13 protein-coding genes and 1 pseudogene are annotated in these 18072 nt (G+C 42.7%); 13 read left to right on the top strand and 1 reads right to left on the bottom strand.

The annotated features are described in order from the left end of the window. Window positions 1-629: 629 nt before the first annotated feature. Complete coding sequence (locus NWP21_RS12875) at window positions 630-1424, bottom strand: IS5 family transposase (RefSeq protein ID WP_280793023.1); 795 nt, start codon at window positions 1422-1424, stop codon at window positions 630-632. A 419-nt stretch (window positions 1425-1843) separates the two neighbouring features. On the opposite strand from NWP21_RS12875, the gene NWP21_RS12870 reads away from it, so the two are divergent. The 13 genes and pseudogenes from NWP21_RS12870 to NWP21_RS12810 form a co-directional block, all read left to right on the top strand. Next, the gene (locus NWP21_RS12870; protein WP_271732378.1) at window positions 1844-1972 is read left to right on the top strand and encodes a hypothetical protein; all 129 of its coding nucleotides are present in this window, start codon (window positions 1844-1846) and stop codon (window positions 1970-1972) included. A gap of 560 nt (window positions 1973-2532) precedes the next feature. Next, on the top strand, window positions 2533-3222 hold the full coding sequence (locus NWP21_RS12865; RefSeq protein ID WP_280793022.1) for an acyltransferase: 690 nt from the start codon (window positions 2533-2535) through the stop codon (window positions 3220-3222). A 581-nt stretch (window positions 3223-3803) separates the two neighbouring features. Continuing rightward, window positions 3804-3920 carry a photosystem II reaction center protein I gene (locus NWP21_RS12860; RefSeq protein WP_200987887.1) on the top strand — a complete coding sequence of 39 codons (117 nt, stop codon included), beginning with the start codon at window positions 3804-3806 and terminating at the stop codon, window positions 3918-3920. Between the two features lie 367 nt (window positions 3921-4287). Further along, window positions 4288-6627 carry a DUF3769 domain-containing protein gene (locus tag NWP21_RS12855; RefSeq protein ID WP_280793021.1) on the top strand — a complete coding sequence of 780 codons (2340 nt, stop codon included), beginning with the start codon at window positions 4288-4290 and terminating at the stop codon, window positions 6625-6627. Between the two features lie 196 nt (window positions 6628-6823). Beyond that, window positions 6824-9124, top strand: coding sequence for a ribonucleoside-triphosphate reductase, adenosylcobalamin-dependent (nrdJ, locus tag NWP21_RS12850; protein ID WP_280793020.1), 2301 nt, complete (start codon window positions 6824-6826; stop codon window positions 9122-9124). Window positions 9125-9226: 102 nt separating this feature from the next. Beyond that, window positions 9227-9448 carry a hypothetical protein gene (locus NWP21_RS12845; RefSeq protein ID WP_271732382.1) on the top strand — a complete coding sequence of 74 codons (222 nt, stop codon included), beginning with the start codon at window positions 9227-9229 and terminating at the stop codon, window positions 9446-9448. A 327-nt stretch (window positions 9449-9775) separates the two neighbouring features. Next, entirely contained in the window at window positions 9776-10060 is a 285-nt protein-coding gene (locus tag NWP21_RS12840) for an RNA-binding protein (protein ID WP_271732383.1), read from the top strand. 405 nt (window positions 10061-10465) lie between these two features. After that, window positions 10466-11515, top strand: a complete 1050-nt coding sequence (fbp, locus tag NWP21_RS12835; RefSeq protein ID WP_271732384.1) for a class 1 fructose-bisphosphatase — start codon at window positions 10466-10468, stop codon at window positions 11513-11515. Window positions 11516-11871: 356 nt separating this feature from the next. Further along, window positions 11872-13049 (top strand): annotated as a pseudogene (tal, locus tag NWP21_RS12830) (transaldolase). Between the two features lie 104 nt (window positions 13050-13153). Further along, window positions 13154-14683 carry a glucose-6-phosphate dehydrogenase gene (zwf, locus tag NWP21_RS12825; RefSeq protein ID WP_280793019.1) on the top strand — a complete coding sequence of 510 codons (1530 nt, stop codon included), beginning with the start codon at window positions 13154-13156 and terminating at the stop codon, window positions 14681-14683. Window positions 14684-14716: 33 nt separating this feature from the next. After that, window positions 14717-16078: a glucose-6-phosphate dehydrogenase assembly protein OpcA gene (gene opcA / locus NWP21_RS12820; RefSeq protein ID WP_280793018.1), complete on the top strand. Its 1362-nt coding sequence runs from the start codon at window positions 14717-14719 to the stop codon at window positions 16076-16078. Between the two features lie 155 nt (window positions 16079-16233). Next, the gene (locus NWP21_RS12815) at window positions 16234-17721 is read left to right on the top strand and encodes a cobyrinate a,c-diamide synthase (RefSeq protein WP_280793017.1); all 1488 of its coding nucleotides are present in this window, start codon (window positions 16234-16236) and stop codon (window positions 17719-17721) included. A 102-nt stretch (window positions 17722-17823) separates the two neighbouring features. Then, window positions 17824-18072 (top strand): MerR family DNA-binding transcriptional regulator (locus NWP21_RS12810; RefSeq protein ID WP_280793016.1); only part of this gene is annotated, 249 nt, incomplete at its 3' end.

Here is an 18072-nt window from a genome sequence, read left to right as displayed (position 1 = left end):
ATTTGATGTGTCCAAAAGACTCAATAAACATCTGTATCTTCTTCTTTATTGCTTACCAAGCTAGTTAGATGACTATGGCGATTGCCCTATAGACAGAGCCGCTTTATAAGCTAAAATTACCCTGTATCAGGTATTTGAGACAACAGATTCATCTTTTTTTAGTTATTGCACGCAATATTGTATGCTAAACTACTAAGTAAACATTGAGTGTATCTGAGGACATGGCTGGATTAATAAAAATTAAATAAGTATCAATCATAGCTATATTAAGGAATATTTAGGGTTATACGTCCTTTCAGGGAGTTTTTATCAGTAAATCATTCATGTTTCCTCTGAAATATAACTTCTTTCTCCTAACTCTTCCTTTTTTTTTCAGGGATTGCGTATTTTTTTGTACTACATGACTTATGTATAGCCTCAAATAAATAACGTTATTTGTAATTTCTCAGAGGATGTTTGATAAGTTTTCAACAGGTAATTTTTATCTTAGGGAACAGGGAACACACCGAACACACCGAACAGGGAACAGGGAATGGGAAATGGGAAATGGGAAATGGGAAACACACAAAAAACAATAAAATCCAGTCCCCTACCCTTAGAGGATGTTTGTCAAGTATTAAACAACTCAATTAAGCGAGTCTTCTAAGCATTAACCGAATCATGGCGATTTGCACAAAGGTTTCATGGGTCTGGGGTAAAATTTCGTAGTCCTTACTCAATCGACGACACCAATTAAACCAACCAAAACTACGCTCGACAACCCAACGCTTTGGTAACAGAACAAAGCCTTTAGTATTCACCGGACGACGTACAACCTGCAAAACCCAGTGATACGTATCCATCACCCATCTCATAAAGCCTTTGCCTTGATAGCCAGCATCAACCCAAATCAGCACCAACCGATTCAAGCGATCGCTAATTCTGTTCTTGGCTTGGACGAATAATTTTTTTGCTCCTGCTTGATCGGATTCATAAGCCGAGGTGACCACAACCATCAAAACCAATCCCAGAGTGTCAACTAAAAAATGCCGTTTACGTCCCTTAACCAGTTTCCCCGAATCAAAACCGACAGCTTGGGATACCATTGTTCCACTCTCTACAGACTGAGAATCCACAATTGCAGCACTTGGGTTTGGTTCATGGTCTTCGAGAACACGTACCCACTGTTGAAGTCTGTGGTTAATGCGTTCCCATGTACCATCCAGGCGCCATTTTCGGAAGTAATAGTATACCGTTTGCCATTTTGGGAAGTCATTTGGCAACATCCGCCATGGACAACCCGCACACAGAACATAAAATATGGCACTAATCACAGCGCGTAGGTTAACCCGACGGGGACGACACCCCAAATTTATTGGGGGTATCAGCACTGATAGCAATTCCCACTGTTCATCGGTCAAGTCTGTTGGGTATGATTTAGACATGGCTCAAGTAAATCTGTCTCTTTTTTGTCTACTGACAGAATATCGTTACTTGAGCTTTTTTTGACTTGACAAACATCCTCTTACAAGGGGAGGGTTAGTGTGGGGTCAAACAATAGTTGATACACTAATCATGACTTGACAAACATCCTCTCACAGGTATGATTTTTTTCATATCTAGCCATCGCTGTTTGATATATAAATGTATCTAAGTATGACCTCAATATCGGTAATTATTACCCTATGAATAATATTATTGTTAATTGTCAATTAGCTAACATTAACCAACTTGGAACAAACTTATTTATTCAAAATGTTCCCATCTAAGAAAAATATGTTAATCTTAAAAGCAGTTATCACCAAAAAATATTGATGTAATTCAAATTGTGACTTGGTTCCCCTGTAACTCACCGATCTGCAACATGATTAGCGCCGCATACTCCAAAAATTCGTTCCAAGAAATTCGTCATCGCAATCGTGGAAGCGCTTATTTGTTTGCACCAATGGTGAACTTTAATGTGATGGCTCAAGTTGGTGAAACTCCACCCTAAATTTATTCTTGTGTATAACAAAAAGCACTCATAAAAATCCCTGGCTAATTATATGTGAATCCTGTTAAAAAATTATCTGCAAAATTTGGGATCATTCAGCAGAGTAATTTTAACGGGAAGGGATTTGAATGTAAAAAAAAATACTGAGCAGTAGTATATATAAAGCAGGCTGCATGTAGATAAACTACGGATTTATCTGTGTAACCTGCGGTCAGAGGCTATTGGTCTAAAACTCTTAGCCATGTTCGTCAGTCTATGTAGATAGGATAAATTTTGCTGCAACTACACAGACCAAACCTGCAATTCATGTGAATGAATTAACCTGGAGTAAATATTACCCATGCTAATTAGTGTCTCTAGATTTCAAGTTAGTCAAAATTAGGAATTAGTTTCCTATTTATCCATGAGACTAACTAATAATTGGGGAATGATTTTCTACACCTAAAAACAAACTTCATCATTTTAATAATCTTCAGTGTCAGTGCCACTACCAAAACAAAGCTTACCTTCTCAAGAGTTCTGCAATAATTGCCCAAAACTTGAATGAGAGATATTTAACCATGATTAACAAGCAACATACCTCAAAATTGCAACGACTACAAGAACTATTGCTCACGACCCTGTTAGGAGATATTCCCACAATTGCTTTTGGTCCCAAACTGCGAAATCTGGTATATCCCCAGATTTTTTACCAGATGGGGAAACTAATTTATATCCAACACGGCGTGGAATTTCTGGGGACTTCTGCCATTGAGATGGGCAATGGTGTATATATTTTTAAAGGTGTACGCTTGGATGCCCAAGGACACCCAAATAATAAAATTTCTTTAGGAAATGGAGTAGCTCTTGAGCGTTACATTGATATTGGATGTTTGGATAACACTTGTATATCCATTGGTGATGAAACGTTTATAGGTCCCAATGTCTGTATTGCTGGGCCGGGAAATATCAAAATTGGTAAGCATTGCATGATAGCGTCTCATTCGGGAATATATGCCAATAACCACAAATTTGCTTCTGTAACACAACCGATAAAATACCAAGGAATAACCCGTCAGGGAATCGAGATTCAAGATGATTGTTGGCTAGGGCACGGAGTAACAGTAGTAGATGGCGTTACCATTGGTAAAGGTAGTGTTATTGGCGCAGGATCAGTTGTCACTAAAGATATTCCCCCCTACTCTGTGTCCGTAGGTATACCTGCAAGAGTAATCAAAAGTCGAGTTAGCAAAGATTTGGTGACATCGTAGCAAGGACTAAGTTAACGCTCCCCCCACCCTGGTGAAGGCGATTATTACCCAAGACGCAACCAGAACCAGGGTTTTCTAAACCTGGGGATGTAGGACACTAGCGATTTTATATGACTAACGCCACGCTATGGCTATCGCAGTCATTATAAATCCTGTGATTAGTTTGTAAAATAAATTGTACAATGTATGCACTATGGGATAAACAAGACTCGTCACTGTTGAAAAACATCTAAGAGGATGTTTTTAAAGTCATGATTAGTATATCGAATATTATTTGACCCCACCCTAACCCTCCCCTTGTCAGGGGAGGGGACTGGATTTTATTGTTTTTTGTGTGTTCGGTGTGTTCCCCATTCCCCCTTCCCTATTCCCTGTTCCGGTCTTCCCTGTTCGGTGTGTTCCCTGTTCCCTAAGATAAAAATTACCTGTGGAAAACTTATCAAACATCCTCTAAGGAAGATTCACTACTGAAACTGATCTTAAAAAGGGGCGACATTTCGGTAATATAAAGTAGTTATCTTTTCTGTATAGCAGATACACAGGAGATACACTTTTTTCTCACAACCTTTGGAGATATTTGTATGGTGACTTTAAAAATCGCTGTTTATATTGTTGTTGCCTTTTTTGTGGCTATATTCGTCTTTGGATTTTTGTCAAACGATCCAGCTCGTAACCCCGGACGCCAGGATTTAGAGTAGAATAGCCACCAATTATTAACTTTGAGGGGAAGTGCAAAACTCCTGTTCTTCAAGGAGGGGGAGCAGCTGGCTTAATAATCAGCGTTAACATAGTAGTGGCTCTCAAAACAGCCCAAAGACGTAAAACACCAGCGCCCTCTCTGAGCAGCTTCCTAATATATTTAGGCAAAAAGCAAAGGTCGGAAGATCAACGTATAATTGATCCTTCCGGCTATTAATTGGCCATCAGAAAACTGAGTGGGAGCCTGAGAACCCCTGTGTCCAAGATCCGGGATGAAAACTGATTGAGTCAGTCAAAGCCCGAAAAGGGAGAATCCTGGTTTTTCAAAGCCGGGAGAGTTCAATTGTTAGCTTGATGTGCCTAGATATGCTTCATCCAGTTCCCCTACCTCCATCGCCTGCCATTCTCCAAGTGGTATCATCAGCAGATTCTATTTCTCGTGCTAGTGATACTCAGTTTTTCTCATTTATACCCAATCAAAAAAATCCCCAAGCACACAAACAAGCGTCGCCGCCACCAGAGGAAATTCCACTTTTCAATGTGGGAGATGGTACATCCAATACCTCACAAACCTTCACGGATTCTCAGAGTGCTGCTTGTTTGAGTCAACCCCAGACATTTGCTAATCACCGACAGCAGTTGGAAGCACCCAAGAATAAACCCAAAGTGCCAGTCGCAACGGGAAAAGTAACTCCACAACAGCAGGAAACTAATATTTCTGTTCAACAATTTCCCGAAGGCATAAATATTTCAGTTGATACCCCAAATTATACACCAAGTTCTCAACCCGTACAAAATACCCTACAGTTAAAGTCTCGTTACCCTGGTAAGGAAAGCTCGACACCGTCTACTATAGAATTTGGTTCACCTACACCTTCAGCCAGACAAAGAACTATACAAGTTATCTCAGATAGGCAGGAGTATGATCAAATACGGCGAATTGTCACTGCCGAAGGTAATGTAGTAGTCCGATTTGATGGGGCTGTGGTGGATGCTGACCGCCTGCAAGTAAATTTAGATAACTTGGTCGCTGTGGGTTCTGGTAATGTGGCATTAACACGAGGAGATCAAGTCCTGCGGGGAGAACGCTTTACCTATAATTTTATCCAAGACAATGGGGAAATAGAAAATGGCAGCGGCGAGATTTTCATACCTTCAGCCCAACAAGATTTCGCTTTTTCATCCGGTAATTTTACACCGGTTGGAATTGAGGCTCCTGTAAGTGATAGGGTCAGAAGAAATCAGCCCCTGACTCAAATCACTAGCCCCGGGGGTATTGACTTCACATTAGGTGGTATCCAAGCCGGGAATCTCCCTTTACCTATAACCGGAGGTGAAGTCAGGAGACTCCGGTTTGAAGCTCAACGGATTTCGTTTGATCCCCGAGGTTGGCAAGCTTTTGATGTGCGAATTACTAACGACCCCTTTTCACCCCCAGAATTAGAGTTACGTGCATCTCAAGTTACCTCTATCAGGGAGTCTCCTGTTCAAGAAACTATTACTACACGGGGACAGCGTTTAGTTTTTGACCAAAAAGTCTCTTTACCAATTCCCGTAGATAAACAAACTATTGACAGTTTTGAACGCGACGCCTCACCATTTCTAGTGTCTCCAGGTTTTGATGGGGATAAGCGGGGTGGTTTATTTGTGGAACGGGGTTTCACACCTGTTGATACCCAGCAGGTACGTTGGAGAATCATCCCTCAGTTGTTTGTGCAAAAAGCCTTGCAAGGGGGTACAGATGATTTAGCTGCCTTGTTTGGTGTCAAGACCAGTTTAAATGCTGTTTTCAACCCAGGGTTAACACTAGAAGGTGGGGGTGAGTTAACCAATTTAAACAATTTAGAGGAAAATTTGCAGCTTGGTTTGCGCATGCGCCAAATATTAGGCAATGTTAATCCTCACATATTAAATCTAGAATATAGCTACCGCGATCGCCTGTATAATGGCTCTCTTGGCTTTCAAACTGTCCAGAGCAGTCTTGGTGGTCTGATTACCTCTCCTGTGATTCCTTTAGGTAACACTGGTGTTAACCTCAACTATCAGGCTGGCGTACAATATATCAATGCCAGCACCGACCGCCTAGATTTGCTAGCAGCCCAGAGTAACAATAATCGTATTACCCTTGGTCGATTACAAGCTAGTGCAAGCCTCAGTCGGGGGTTTTTACTATGGCAAGGTAAACCATTACCACCTACTTCTACAGAGGGATTACGATATACACCAAACCCCGTAGTCCCTTACGTACAGACAATTGCCAGTGTCACAGGTACACATACTTATTATACTAATAACCAAAATCAAAGCACCCTCACCGCCGCAGTCGGTTTGGTAGGGCAGTTTGGTAATTTCTCTCGCCCCTATTTAGACTATACCGCTTTCAACGTGACTTATTCTCAGGGATTAAATAGCGGGCTGTCACCCTTTTTGTTTGACCGCTCAGTTGATAATAAAGTCCTAAGTCTTGGCGCTCAGGTGCAAATTTATGGGCCATTTCTTTTAGGCTTACAAACAGCAATTAACTTGGAAACTGGTAGAGAAACTAGCACAGACTATATTTTAGAATATAGCCGCCGTACCTATGGCATCACTTTGCGTTATAACCCAATAGTGGAATTAGGCGGTTTCAGCATCCGCATTAGTGATTTTAACTGGGTTGGCGGTACAGATCCATTATCTGGATTTTCTTCCAGAAAATCCAGATAATTAACGATAATTAGTTTTTGACCATAACTCAGTATCAAACCAATAGCAATCAAAGCGAATTAAATTATACATTCTGAATGTAAGTTATTATTAGTACACCAGGGTGAGTAGCGCAAAGTGGAAAATTTGGCAATCTTTCATCCAAAATCTAGTTAGCGTATAGTCATAATCTGTTAGCAAGCTACAAGACTTGATTATGGTTCGAGAACTAGAAAGAATACGTCAGAGTGCAGAGTTCCCAGAAACAGCGCCAGCTGCTAATCCTGTATTTTTTAGAACCTACAGCCGTCTGACAAAGGCAGGGCTGAGGGAAACATGGGACGAGGTATGCGATCGCACCCTTGAGGGGATCATCGAATTAGGGAAGCTCAACCCAGACGAGATTGCCACCCTAGAAAATATGCAACGCCACCTCAAAGCCTTACCCAGTGGACGCTGGTTATGGGTGGGTGGTACAGAGTGGATCACCAAATCCAAAAACTTTTCCGGCGCTTATAATTGCACATCCACAAACCTGCAAGACTGGAGTGCATTTGCATTAATGATGGATTTAGCCATGATGGGCTGTGGTACTGGTGCGGTTATAGAACCCCAACACATCAATCAACTCCCTGTGATCCGTAATCACTTAAATGTCACGGTACAAGGGGAAATTGGTAGCATACCTTCAGGATTACGTTATCAACATACTAAAACCTCCATAGAAGGCAATACCGTTACCATCTATGTGGGAGATAGCCGCGAAGGCTGGGTAGAATCCTACAAATCCCTATTGGAACTCTCCACAAATGAAAGGTTATCCACAGAACTACAGGTAATAGTTGACCTCAGTAATGTACGTAAAACCGGCGAACCCCTCAAGGGCTTTGGTGGAGTAGCTAATCCCGTCAAATTACCAGACCTATATGAAAAGTGTGCATCTATACTCAACAAGGCTATAGGAAGACAATTAAACTCCGTGGAATGCTGTTTGCTGATTGACCAGGCTGCTGTTGCAATTGTTGCCGGAAATATTCGGCGCAGTGCTGGAATGCGTCAGTTTAAGTCTGATGACAATTTAGCAGCAACAGCTAAAGATAATCTTTGGCAACAAGATCAAGAGGGTAACTGGCGCATAGACCCAGAACGTGACCCTTTACGCATGGCTAATCATACCAGAGTTTTTCACCGCCAACCCACATTAGAAGAGTGTATAGAATCTGTTCGTAAACAATACTATAGTGGCGAAGGTGCTATTCAGTGGGCTGGGGAATCCGTAGCCAGAGCTAATTGTGATTTGCTCAATACACCACAATTAAAAAAAGATTTTCTGCAAGCTTATGATCAAGGAAAAGCCAAAGAATGGATACAACAACGTCACCCAAAGATTGATTCTCAAGAATTAGAACATCGTTTAAACCGCTATGGCTTAAACCCCTGTGGTGAAATCATAGGCTCTAACTTTCACTGTAACTTATCAGAAATTCACTTAAACCAAATTGACCCAGAAGACTACAAAGAACAAGAAAAAGCCTTTACTGCTGGGGCTTTATCTGTAGCAGCACTGTTAAACCATCAATTTTTAGAGCCACGCTACCAAAAGAGCCGGGAATTAGACCCGATTGTTGGGGTCTCCTTTACCGGATTATTCGATTTCTTTGTTCATGCTTTTGGTGTAGACTGGTTGCGCTGGTGGTCCGAAGGTAGACCAGAAACACCCCAAGGTTTGGCTTGGAAAGAGCAAGAGGCAAAATATCTTAGCTACTGGAAAGATACAGTACACCGAGTTGTTTGGGACTACTGCGATCGCCACAACATTAAACGGCCCAATCGCTGTACCACCGTCCAACCCAGTGGAACTAAATCTTTATTAACAGGTGCTAGCCCGGGTTGGCATCCTCCCAAATCACAGAGATTTATCCGACGGATCACCTTCAGGAAAAATGACCCAGTAGCACTAGCCTGCATTGACTACGGGTACAGCGTCATTCCATCCCAATCAGACAAGGACGAACAGGGAAACTTACTAAATGACCCATTTGACCCCCGTGTAACTGAATGGCTAGTAGAAATTCCTGTATCCGTATCTTGGGCTGACTTACCAGGAGCAGATGAAATTGATGTTTCTCAGTTTTCCGCCTTAGCTCAATTTGACTTTGCCCTCCAAGTTCAGCGTTGGTATGTAACTCACAACACATCAGCAACAATAGAACTACGTTCTGAAGAAGTTGAACCGTTAGGACAGCGAATTTATCAAGCCATCCAAAATCATGAAGGCTATATTTCCGCCGCGCTGTTAGCCCGGTTCGATGACTTGCAATCATTCCCACGCTTACCATTTGAGCCCATAGACAAGTCAACCTATGAGCGTTTAACTCAACAAGTTAAAGCACGCCGCAGAACAGATAATTTCTGTACCGTTTTGAGTCGCTATGATTCGGGTGAATTAACAGAGGTTGGGCCTAGTGGATGTGATTCTGATAAGTGTATGTTTCCTATTGAATCTCCTGCATCTTAGAACCAAAATCCAGTAGGGAGATATTGCCTTGTAGAGACGCGTTCAATTGCGTCTCTAGTTTTTCAGGTTAGGATCATTTAAAACTACAGCAGACTCTCAAATATGTTCATTGATGAATTGTCACCAATATTTCAACAATTAACCAAGCACCCAGTTTCATTTATGGGGGGATTTTTTTCTGGTGTGCTGCGACTCAATCTCAAGGACGATCCGGTCAAAAGCTGGCTGGATAAACACATCAATTCTACTTGTCACACCACCAGTCCAACTAGTGAAGCCCACAATGGCAAAGCTCGCGGCCCTCAGCAAATTTCTATTGATTGAGATTTAGACCTATCCTAAAATGGACTAAACCAGAATTGAGGTTGAACAAAAGTATTATGGGTAGGCATTTGCCTGCCCTGCATGATCAGTTTAATACAGTTTGTTAAATCTCATACTTTGAAAAATGTCACAATCAGTTATCATGTGAGCGTATGGCTAAGTTCAGTCCCTTGGCATCTTGAGTTGAAGCGAAAGCAAGCATGATGATCGCTGTCCTACAACATCCGCCATGGGTGAGTCAGAACAGACTATGCAAAATTTGCAGTTTGTTCATATCTCTTTCCCCAGCTGAACTGATCGCTTTTTGTTACAAATTACGTGATCCACATGACTATTTACGTTGGAAACCTCTCTTACCACGCTACTGAAGAAGACTTAAGAACTGTATTTGCCGAGTATGGTCAAGTCACAAGAGTGGTCTTACCTACTGACCGCGAAACAGGTCGGATGCGAGGCTTTGCATTTGTTGAAATGAAGGAAGATGCTCAAGAAGATGCAGCTATTACCGAGTTAGATGGCGCAGAATGGATGGGCCGTCAACTGAGAGTCAATAAAGCCAAGCCCAGGGAAGACAATCGCGGCGCGAGTTGGGGTAAAAAAAGAGATTATTAACAATAGCAGATTTTTATACCGACGGAAAATTAATTGCTCAATTTGACCAGTCCTAGAGCAGAAAGCCCACTCCTTCTTGGGGTGGGATAAATTTCCAGCAACTTTAGTTGCAGTCAAAACCTACTGACATTAATTTAGCGGTAAGGCAAACAATAGAAAAAATGAACTAGGTAAGCTAGTAAAACTCCTGATATCAAAAAAATTTGCTCATAAAGGTATACAAGCACTAACAGGCTATTTCCAGGAGTTCAGAGAACTTTCACAGGCAAAAGCCAAAATTTCAATTCTTTAGTTTATCTAAAATCATATTTGAGTTATCAAAATACCTTTCTAAGATAGAGGCAGCAACCAAAAGTTGTCATTAATAAATCCAACTCACAAGCACAATGCTAGGGAGTAACAAAAATGACTCAAGCTCCAGAATCTCTAGATTTTTTTATGAATGATGCTACGGATAAGAGCTTAGATCGTGATTGTACAACATTATCGCGTCACGTACTCCAACAATTTAAGACTTTTTCCCCAGATGCACAGGATTTGAGCGCGCTGATGAATCGTATAGCCCTGGCGGGTAAACTAGTTGCTCGTCGTCTGAGCCGCGCAGGTTTAATGGAAGGAGTTCTGGGATTTTCTGGAGACGTCAACATCCAAGGGGAATCTGTCAAAAAGATGGATGTCTACGCCAACGATGTATTTATCTCCGTGTTTAAGCAAAGTGGCTTAGTCTGTCGCCTCGCTTCCGAAGAAATGGAAGAACCTTACTACATCCCAGAAAACTGCCCTATAGGTCGCTATACCTTGTTATATGACCCAATTGATGGCTCATCTAATACCGACACCAATCTCAGTTTGGGTTCAATTTTTTCTATTCGTCAGCAAAAAGGCGATGATATTGATCGTCAAGCATCGGATCTCCTGAGCAACGGACGGGAACAAATCGCCGCCGGATATATACTGTATGGGCCGAGCACAATGCTGGTTTATACTATGGGCAATGGTGTTCATTCATTTACCCTTGACCCCAGCTTAGGGGAATTTATCCTCTCGGAAGAAAACATCCGCATCCCTAATCATGGTTCTGTTTATAGCGTTAACGAAGGTAATTTTTGGCAGTGGGAAGAATCAATGCGAGAGTATATCCGCTACGTTCATCGCACTGAAGGCTATACCGCTCGTTATAGTGGCGCTATGGTGAGTGACATCCATCGCATTTTAGTTCAAGGTGGCGTATTTCTCTATCCAGGGACAATTCAGAAACCAGAAGGGAAATTACGCTTACTTTATGAATCTGCTCCCTTAGCTATGTTGATTTCACAAGCAGGCGGTCGCGCCACCACAGGATTAGTAGATATTTTGGAAGTAGTGCCGAAAAAGCTACACCAACGCACACCTTTAATTATTGGTAGTCAGGAAGATGTGGCCAAGGTGGAGTCTTTTATTCAAAACGGACACTAGTACCGCTCCTAATTCCTAGTGCTGAGACTAAAAATTCTTTTGATTAATTGGCAATGAGTAGTTGATTCACACCGAGGAGCTAATAGATACAATAAATCTCTACCAAGAATTAACAGTTAACATGGCTATGTTATTCGAGAATATCTGGAATTGCGGACGGATCAGATCCCTGGTGATGAACTAAAAATTACCTCAGCGGGTCGATGTCATGAGTGATGATTAACGCCACAATTCAAAAGAAAACATCAAAAATTGATGTATTGTGCGTTGCTTCTCTGGTGATGGCAATAGCGTAGCGTGGCGTAGCTATAGCAACACACACCAGAAGTATCATCAACAGAAGTAAAATCATGGGTATGTCCACCAATCATTTGCTCGAAATTAAAAAACTTGGTCAAAGTCTCTGGATGGATAATTTGAACCGTAAAATTATGAAATCAGGTGAACTGCAAGACTTGGTAGAAAATCAGGGTATCTGTGGGATTACTTCCAATCCAGCCATATTTGAAAAAGCGATGGCTGGGCCAAGCTACGCTATCGCCAACAATACCATGTATGATGCGGACATTGAAGCTGGCATTCGGAAGGGATTACCCCCAAGAAAAATTTACGAATCCCTAATTTTTGCAGATATTTGCAACGCATATGATCTGCTGCACCCAGTATATGAAGCATCCAATAAACTCGACGGTTATGTGAGCATAGAAGTAACACCCACCATTGCCCATGATCCCCAAGCCTCAATAGCAGAAGCTCGTCGCTACTGTCAAGAAATTGGGGGGGAAATGTCATGGTAAAAATACCTGGGACACAGGCCGGTTTAGCAGCAGTAGAACAGGCCATATCCGAAGGTATCAACATCAACATCAGCCTAGTGTTTGCCGTAGACAGTTACATCAAAACAGCAAAGGCTTATATGCGGGGCTTAGAAAAACGGGCGGGAAAAGGTGATAGCGATAGCGTGGCGTTAGCCATAGACCTGAGTAAAATTGCTTCCCTAGCTAGCTTCCTTCTCAGTCGCATTGATACTAAAATTCATGCCAAAATAAAAAGTGGCATTACTGATATCACCCAAAAAGCCAAACTGCAAGCAGTCAAAGGCAAAGTCGCGATCGCTAACGCCAAAATTGCCTACCAGGAATACAAAAAAATTATTCAAAGCCAGAGATGGCAAGCCTTGGCGGACAAAGAAGCGAATGTACAGCGATTACTTTGGGCCAGTACCAGCACCAAAGAGCCAAAATACAGTGATTTCATGTATGTTAACCAATTGATTGGGCCCCAGACCGTTAACACCTTACCACCCGAGACAATTGCAGCTTGCGCAGACCATTGCGATGTAGCATTGCGCTGAGAAAGCGGCGTTGCAGAAGCCTATCAACTCATGGAAAGCCTAAAAGACCCAGACATTAACATTGATCTGAATGTAGTCATCGAGGAACTTCTAGTTGAGGGTATTGATAAGTTCGTCAAACCTTATGAGTCCTTGATGAACTCTTTAGAAAACAAAGTCAAGTTATTGTCACCAGTATAGACCTTCAAGGCACAAATTTATTTGTAGATGCAATAGCCAAGCGTGGCGTAGTCAGATATCCAGCGTCTCATCAACACACCACTTAACACCCACTGAAAACTTCTATGGTTAGTTTGCTAGAAAATCCCTTGCGCGTTGGCCTGCAACAACAAGGGATGCCCGAGCCTCAAATTATTATCATCTTTGGCGCATCTGGTGACCTTACCTGGCGTAAATTAGTCCCTGCCCTTTACAAATTGCGCCGAGAAGGACGCATACCTCCAGAAACCACCATTGTCGGCGTTGCCCGTCGAGAGTGGAGCCACGAGTACTTCCGTGAGCAAATGCAAAAAGGCATGGAAGAAGCTCATGCTAAAGTACCTTTAGGTGAACTATGGCAAGACTTCTCCCAAGGTCTGTTCTACTGTCCAGGGGACATAGACAATCCTGAAAGCTACCAAAAGCTCAACACCCTTTTAAAGGAATTAGACCAGAAACGGGGCACAAGAGGAAACCGAATGTTCTACCTCTCCGTAGCTCCTAACTTCTTTCCCGAAGCCATTAGGCAACTAGGAAGCGCCCGAATGCTAGACGACCCCTACAAACATCGTCTGGTGATAGAAAAACCCTTTGGTCGCGACCTAGCATCAGCCCAGAGTCTGAACCAAGTAGTGCAAAAATATTGCCAAGAAAATCAAGTTTACCGCATTGACCACTACTTAGGTAAAGAAACAGTTCAAAATCTGCTGGTGTTCCGCTTCGCTAATGCCATATTTGAACCGTTATGGAACCGTCAATTTGTTGACCACGTACAAATTACCGTCGCAGAGACCGTAGGAGTAGAAGACCGAGCCGGCTACTATGAAAAAGCGGGCGCTCTCAGGGATATGTTGCAGAATCACCTGATGCAACTTTACTGTCTCACGGCCATGGAAGCACCTAACTCTATGGATGCCGACAGCATCCGCACAGAGAAAGTAAAAGTACTGCAAGCCACGCGTTTAGCTGATATCCCCAATTTGTCACGGTCAGCAGTACGTGGTCAATATAGTGCTGGGTGGATGAAAGGTCAACCAGTGCCAGGATATCACGAAGAACCGGGAGTAGCCCCCAATTCCACTACACCCACCTATGTAGCTATGAAATTTCAGGTTGATAACTGGCGCTGGCAAGGTGTACCTTTTTACTTACGTACAGGGAAGCGGATGCCAAAAAAAGTAAGTGAAATATCTATTCACTTCCGCGATGTTCCCTCTCGTATGTTTCAATCAGCATCTCAACAAAGAAATGCCAATATCTTAGCCATGCGTATTCAGCCAAACGAAGGAATTTCCTTGCGTTTTGACGTGAAAATGCCAGGGGCTGAATTCCGCACCCGTTCGGTGGATATGGACTTTAGTTATGGTTCTTTTGGTATTGAAGCTACTTCTGACGCTTACGACAGACTGTTTCTTGATTGCATGATGGGCGACCAAACATTATTTACTCGTTCCGACGAAGTAGAAGCAGCTTGGCAAGTAGTAACTCCTGCTCTTTCAGTTTGGGATGCACCAGCAGACCCAGCTACTATTCCCCGGTACGAAGCTGGTACCTGGGAACCTACAGAGGCGGAATTATTAATTAACCAAGATGGTCGTCGCTGGCGCAGACTGTAAAAACAATAACTAACGAACACTGACTAAAGTACTATGATTTCCCAAGCTCCAACAATTTTCTCTCTTCAGGCTCCTAAAGATATTTCCATCAGCGAAATAGAAACCGAGCTTAATCAAATTTGGCAAAGTTACGGCATCACAGGTGAAGACGGTACTCTTCCTGCTGCTACCAGAGCCACAACATTTACTTTGCTAGTTTACGAACCGGAAGAAACTCAATATCTGTTATCGGTTCTAGGATTTTATAAAGGTCCTTTAGATGGCATTCTCGGTCCACAAATGGGAGCAGCCCTCAGGCAAGTTCAAGTGAAGTATGGACTTCCCGAAACCGGCACAGCGACACCGGAAACCGTGGCTATACTAAGGGAAGAATTCGCTAAACGTCAGGGAAATACGGCAACATCTGAAAGTGTTGCTTATAATTTCAGCCCCACAAGCCCCTCTATCGCTGATGAAATTGCTCTACGTAATCCCTGCCGCATTATTGCTCTGTTCCCTATTGCCGGGGAAGATGAAGGGGTTAGAGCTTCAATTTCTGCCTACTGTCCGATTCAAAAGCAGTCTTCTAGCACTCTTATCTGTTGTGAATATATTACTTTGAGTGGAACGGCTGCGGCTTTAGAACGCGTGGGAGGTATGATCCCAGCATTATTAATTGGTGGCTTACCCAAGTTTCTCTGGTGGAAAGCTACACCAGACCCTAATAACAATCTCTTTAAGCGACTGGCAACAGTTTGCAATAATGTGATTGTGGATTCTTGCAATTTTAACAAGCCAGAAGGTGATTTACTTAGCTTGCAAAAGTTGGTAGAAACTGGTGTTCCTTTGGCTGATTTAAATTGGCGACGCCTGTCGGCATGGCAAGAATTGACGGCTCAAGCTTACGACTCACCCCATCGTCGCGCGGCTCTTAAAGAAATTGACCGGGTGACTATAGACTATGAGAAGGGTAATCCTGCTCAAGCATTATTATTTTTAGGTTGGTTGGCTAGTCGCTTGCAATGGTCACCAGTTTGTTATAAAACAGAATCTGGTGATTATGAAATTACTCAAGTTCGTTTTGTTGCTCAAGATCAGCGACAAATAGAAGCGGAATTAGCCGGGGTTCCAGTTGCTGATGTAGGTGATGTTGTGGGTGATTTAATTGCTCTACGTCTAAGCTCCACAAATCCCCAAGCGGACTGTGGTACCGTTATTTGTACAGAAACTGGCGGTTGTATGCGCATGGAAACCCACGGGGGGGCTCAGTCTGCTGGTATGTTTCAACAGGTCGGCTCCCTTTCTGAACAAAAGGCAGAGTCTTTGTTAAGTCAGCAGGTGCAGCGTTGGGGTCGGGAGTTACTTTTTGAGGAAAGTTTGGCTGTTGTAGCCGAGATTCTGCTTTTAAACAGTTGAAAAGTATTCTCTAGCAGATGCAAGTTTCTTTAGTAGAGACGTTCCGACGGAACGTTTCTACAGGATAGCGTAGCACCACCCGATTGCTATGGCTATCCTTTTTCTTATGTCATAATTACTATGGTGCAGTTAATATTTTTGATGATTGCCAGTCTATGGCTTTAGTTGTCGCAGGAGAACGGAGTGGAGTGGGTAAGACAACGGTTACCCTGGCTCTTTTGGCATCTTTACGCCGTCGTGGTGTATCTATACAGTCTTTTAAGGTGGGTCCAGATTACATTGACCCTATGTTTCACGCTTATGTTACTGGTCGTCCTTGTCGCAACTTAGACCCGGTACTAACTTCGGAGGCTTACCTTAAAAGGTGTTTTGTTGATCACAGTCAGGAGTGTCAATATTCCCTGGTGGAAGGGGTGATGGGTCTATTTGATGGAGTCAAGGGGGTAACAGGGGGGGAAAAACCTTCCTTGAGTACAGATTTTGCTAGTACAGCACATATTACCAGACTGCTAGATTTACCTATACTGTTAGTAATTGATTGTAGCCGTTTATCTGGCTCTGTGGCTGCGATCGCTCACGGTTATTGTTCTTTAGATCCGAGAATAAAAATTGCTGGGGTGGTCTTAAATCGCGTCGGGAGCGATCGCCATTTATCTCTACTTAAAGACTCTCTAGCAGTATTACAATTACCTATAGTGGGTGTACTGCGTCGTCAGGATAATATCACTATACCCGATCGTCATTTAGGTTTAGTGCCTACAGCAGAACTTCCGAAATTGGAAGCTGTTGTTAATGTTCTGGCTGATTTAGGCGATACCTGTTTTGACTGGCAATATTTATTACCATTGTTGGAGAATCCCAAGGGGGACACAGACGGGTACAGACCTTCCGACGGAACGTCTCTAGACTTTAAGGGAGAAGGGGGAGGAGAATTATTCCCACATTCCTACGGTTATCCTCTCAAAATTGCAGTAGCGCGCGATCGCGCTTTTAATTTCTACTATCAAGATAATCTCGATTTACTGCAAAATCTAGGTGCTGAAGTCGTTTTCTGGAGTCCTCTAACAGATACCCAACTACCTCCTGATATACAAGGAATGTATTTTGGCGGGGGTTTCCCGGAGGTTTTCGCTGAGGGTTTAGCAGCCAACATTTCTGTGCGTAATGCGGTTAAAACAGCAATTTTAGCAGGAGTACCCACCATAGCCGAGTGTGGGGGATTAATGTATTTATGTAAAGAAATTATCGACTTTGAGGGTAAACCTTGGCAGATGGCGGGGGTCTTACCCACATCTGCTATTATGGGCAAAAATTTAACTTTAGGGTATCGTCGAGCGGTAGCCTCACAAGATAACCTATTAGTATCAGCAGGTACAAGCATTTACGGTCATGAATTCCATCGTTCTGAGTTAAACCCTAAACCTGAGCAAAGTTTATTTAAAATTTATCCCTACGATGGTGATGGCTTGGAAGTAGAACACAACAGTCAACATCTGGGAACTGATGGTAATATCGACAGCTTGTGTGGGCTACATCTGAGAAATCTGCACGCATCTTATATTCATGTACACTGGGGACAAAATTGGGAAATCCCCCGCAGGTTTCTGCAACGCTGTCTAGAGATATCAGAAAAGAAAAAGTAGTACAGACAGAGGACGTGTAACTAATTGTAAATTATTTGCTTAAAACGAGAAAATATTACTAAATCACGCTAGACTAAAAGTAGTTGATTTAATGAGATATTGATGCAGCATGTCACTCCCAAGGAAGCAGCTAAAATCCTTGGTGTCCATGTCTCCAGTCTCAGGAGATGGGAAAACGAAGGCAAGCTTAAAGCAATCCGTACACCAGGAGGTCAAAGGCGGTTCATCCTCGAAGAAGTCGAAAAAATCGGCGGAATACCCCGGACAATTACAACTATTTGCTACGGACGAGTATCGACTCATTCCCAGCAAGACTATTTGCAACGACAACTTGAACACTTACGCACAAGA

This window comes from Anabaenopsis sp. FSS-46 (genome assembly GCF_029891665.1).
GTDB lineage: Bacteria > Cyanobacteriota > Cyanobacteriia > Cyanobacteriales > Nostocaceae > Anabaenopsis > Anabaenopsis arnoldii.
This window is presented reverse-complemented; position numbering and strand designations above follow the sequence as displayed.

What these genes read in the sequence shown, in the direction of transcription:
- NWP21_RS12875 (WP_280793023.1), bottom strand. Translation starts at nt 1,424, where the DNA reads ATGTCTAAATCATACCCAACAGACTTGACCGATGAACAGTGGGAATTG.
- NWP21_RS12870 (WP_271732378.1), top strand. Translation starts at nt 1,844, where the DNA reads ATGATTAGCGCCGCATACTCCAAAAATTCGTTCCAAGAAATTCGTCAT.
- NWP21_RS12865 (WP_280793022.1), top strand. Translation starts at nt 2,533, where the DNA reads ATGATTAACAAGCAACATACCTCAAAATTGCAACGACTACAAGAACTA.
- NWP21_RS12860 (WP_200987887.1), top strand. Translation starts at nt 3,804, where the DNA reads ATGGTGACTTTAAAAATCGCTGTTTATATTGTTGTTGCCTTTTTTGTG.
- NWP21_RS12855 (WP_280793021.1), top strand. Translation starts at nt 4,288, where the DNA reads ATGCTTCATCCAGTTCCCCTACCTCCATCGCCTGCCATTCTCCAAGTG.
- nrdJ (WP_280793020.1), top strand. Translation starts at nt 6,824, where the DNA reads ATGGTTCGAGAACTAGAAAGAATACGTCAGAGTGCAGAGTTCCCAGAA.
- NWP21_RS12845 (WP_271732382.1), top strand. Translation starts at nt 9,227, where the DNA reads ATGTTCATTGATGAATTGTCACCAATATTTCAACAATTAACCAAGCAC.
- NWP21_RS12840 (WP_271732383.1), top strand. Translation starts at nt 9,776, where the DNA reads ATGACTATTTACGTTGGAAACCTCTCTTACCACGCTACTGAAGAAGAC.
- fbp (WP_271732384.1), top strand. Translation starts at nt 10,466, where the DNA reads ATGACTCAAGCTCCAGAATCTCTAGATTTTTTTATGAATGATGCTACG.
- zwf (WP_280793019.1), top strand. Translation starts at nt 13,154, where the DNA reads ATGGTTAGTTTGCTAGAAAATCCCTTGCGCGTTGGCCTGCAACAACAA.
- opcA (WP_280793018.1), top strand. Translation starts at nt 14,717, where the DNA reads ATGATTTCCCAAGCTCCAACAATTTTCTCTCTTCAGGCTCCTAAAGAT.
- NWP21_RS12815 (WP_280793017.1), top strand. Translation starts at nt 16,234, where the DNA reads ATGGCTTTAGTTGTCGCAGGAGAACGGAGTGGAGTGGGTAAGACAACG.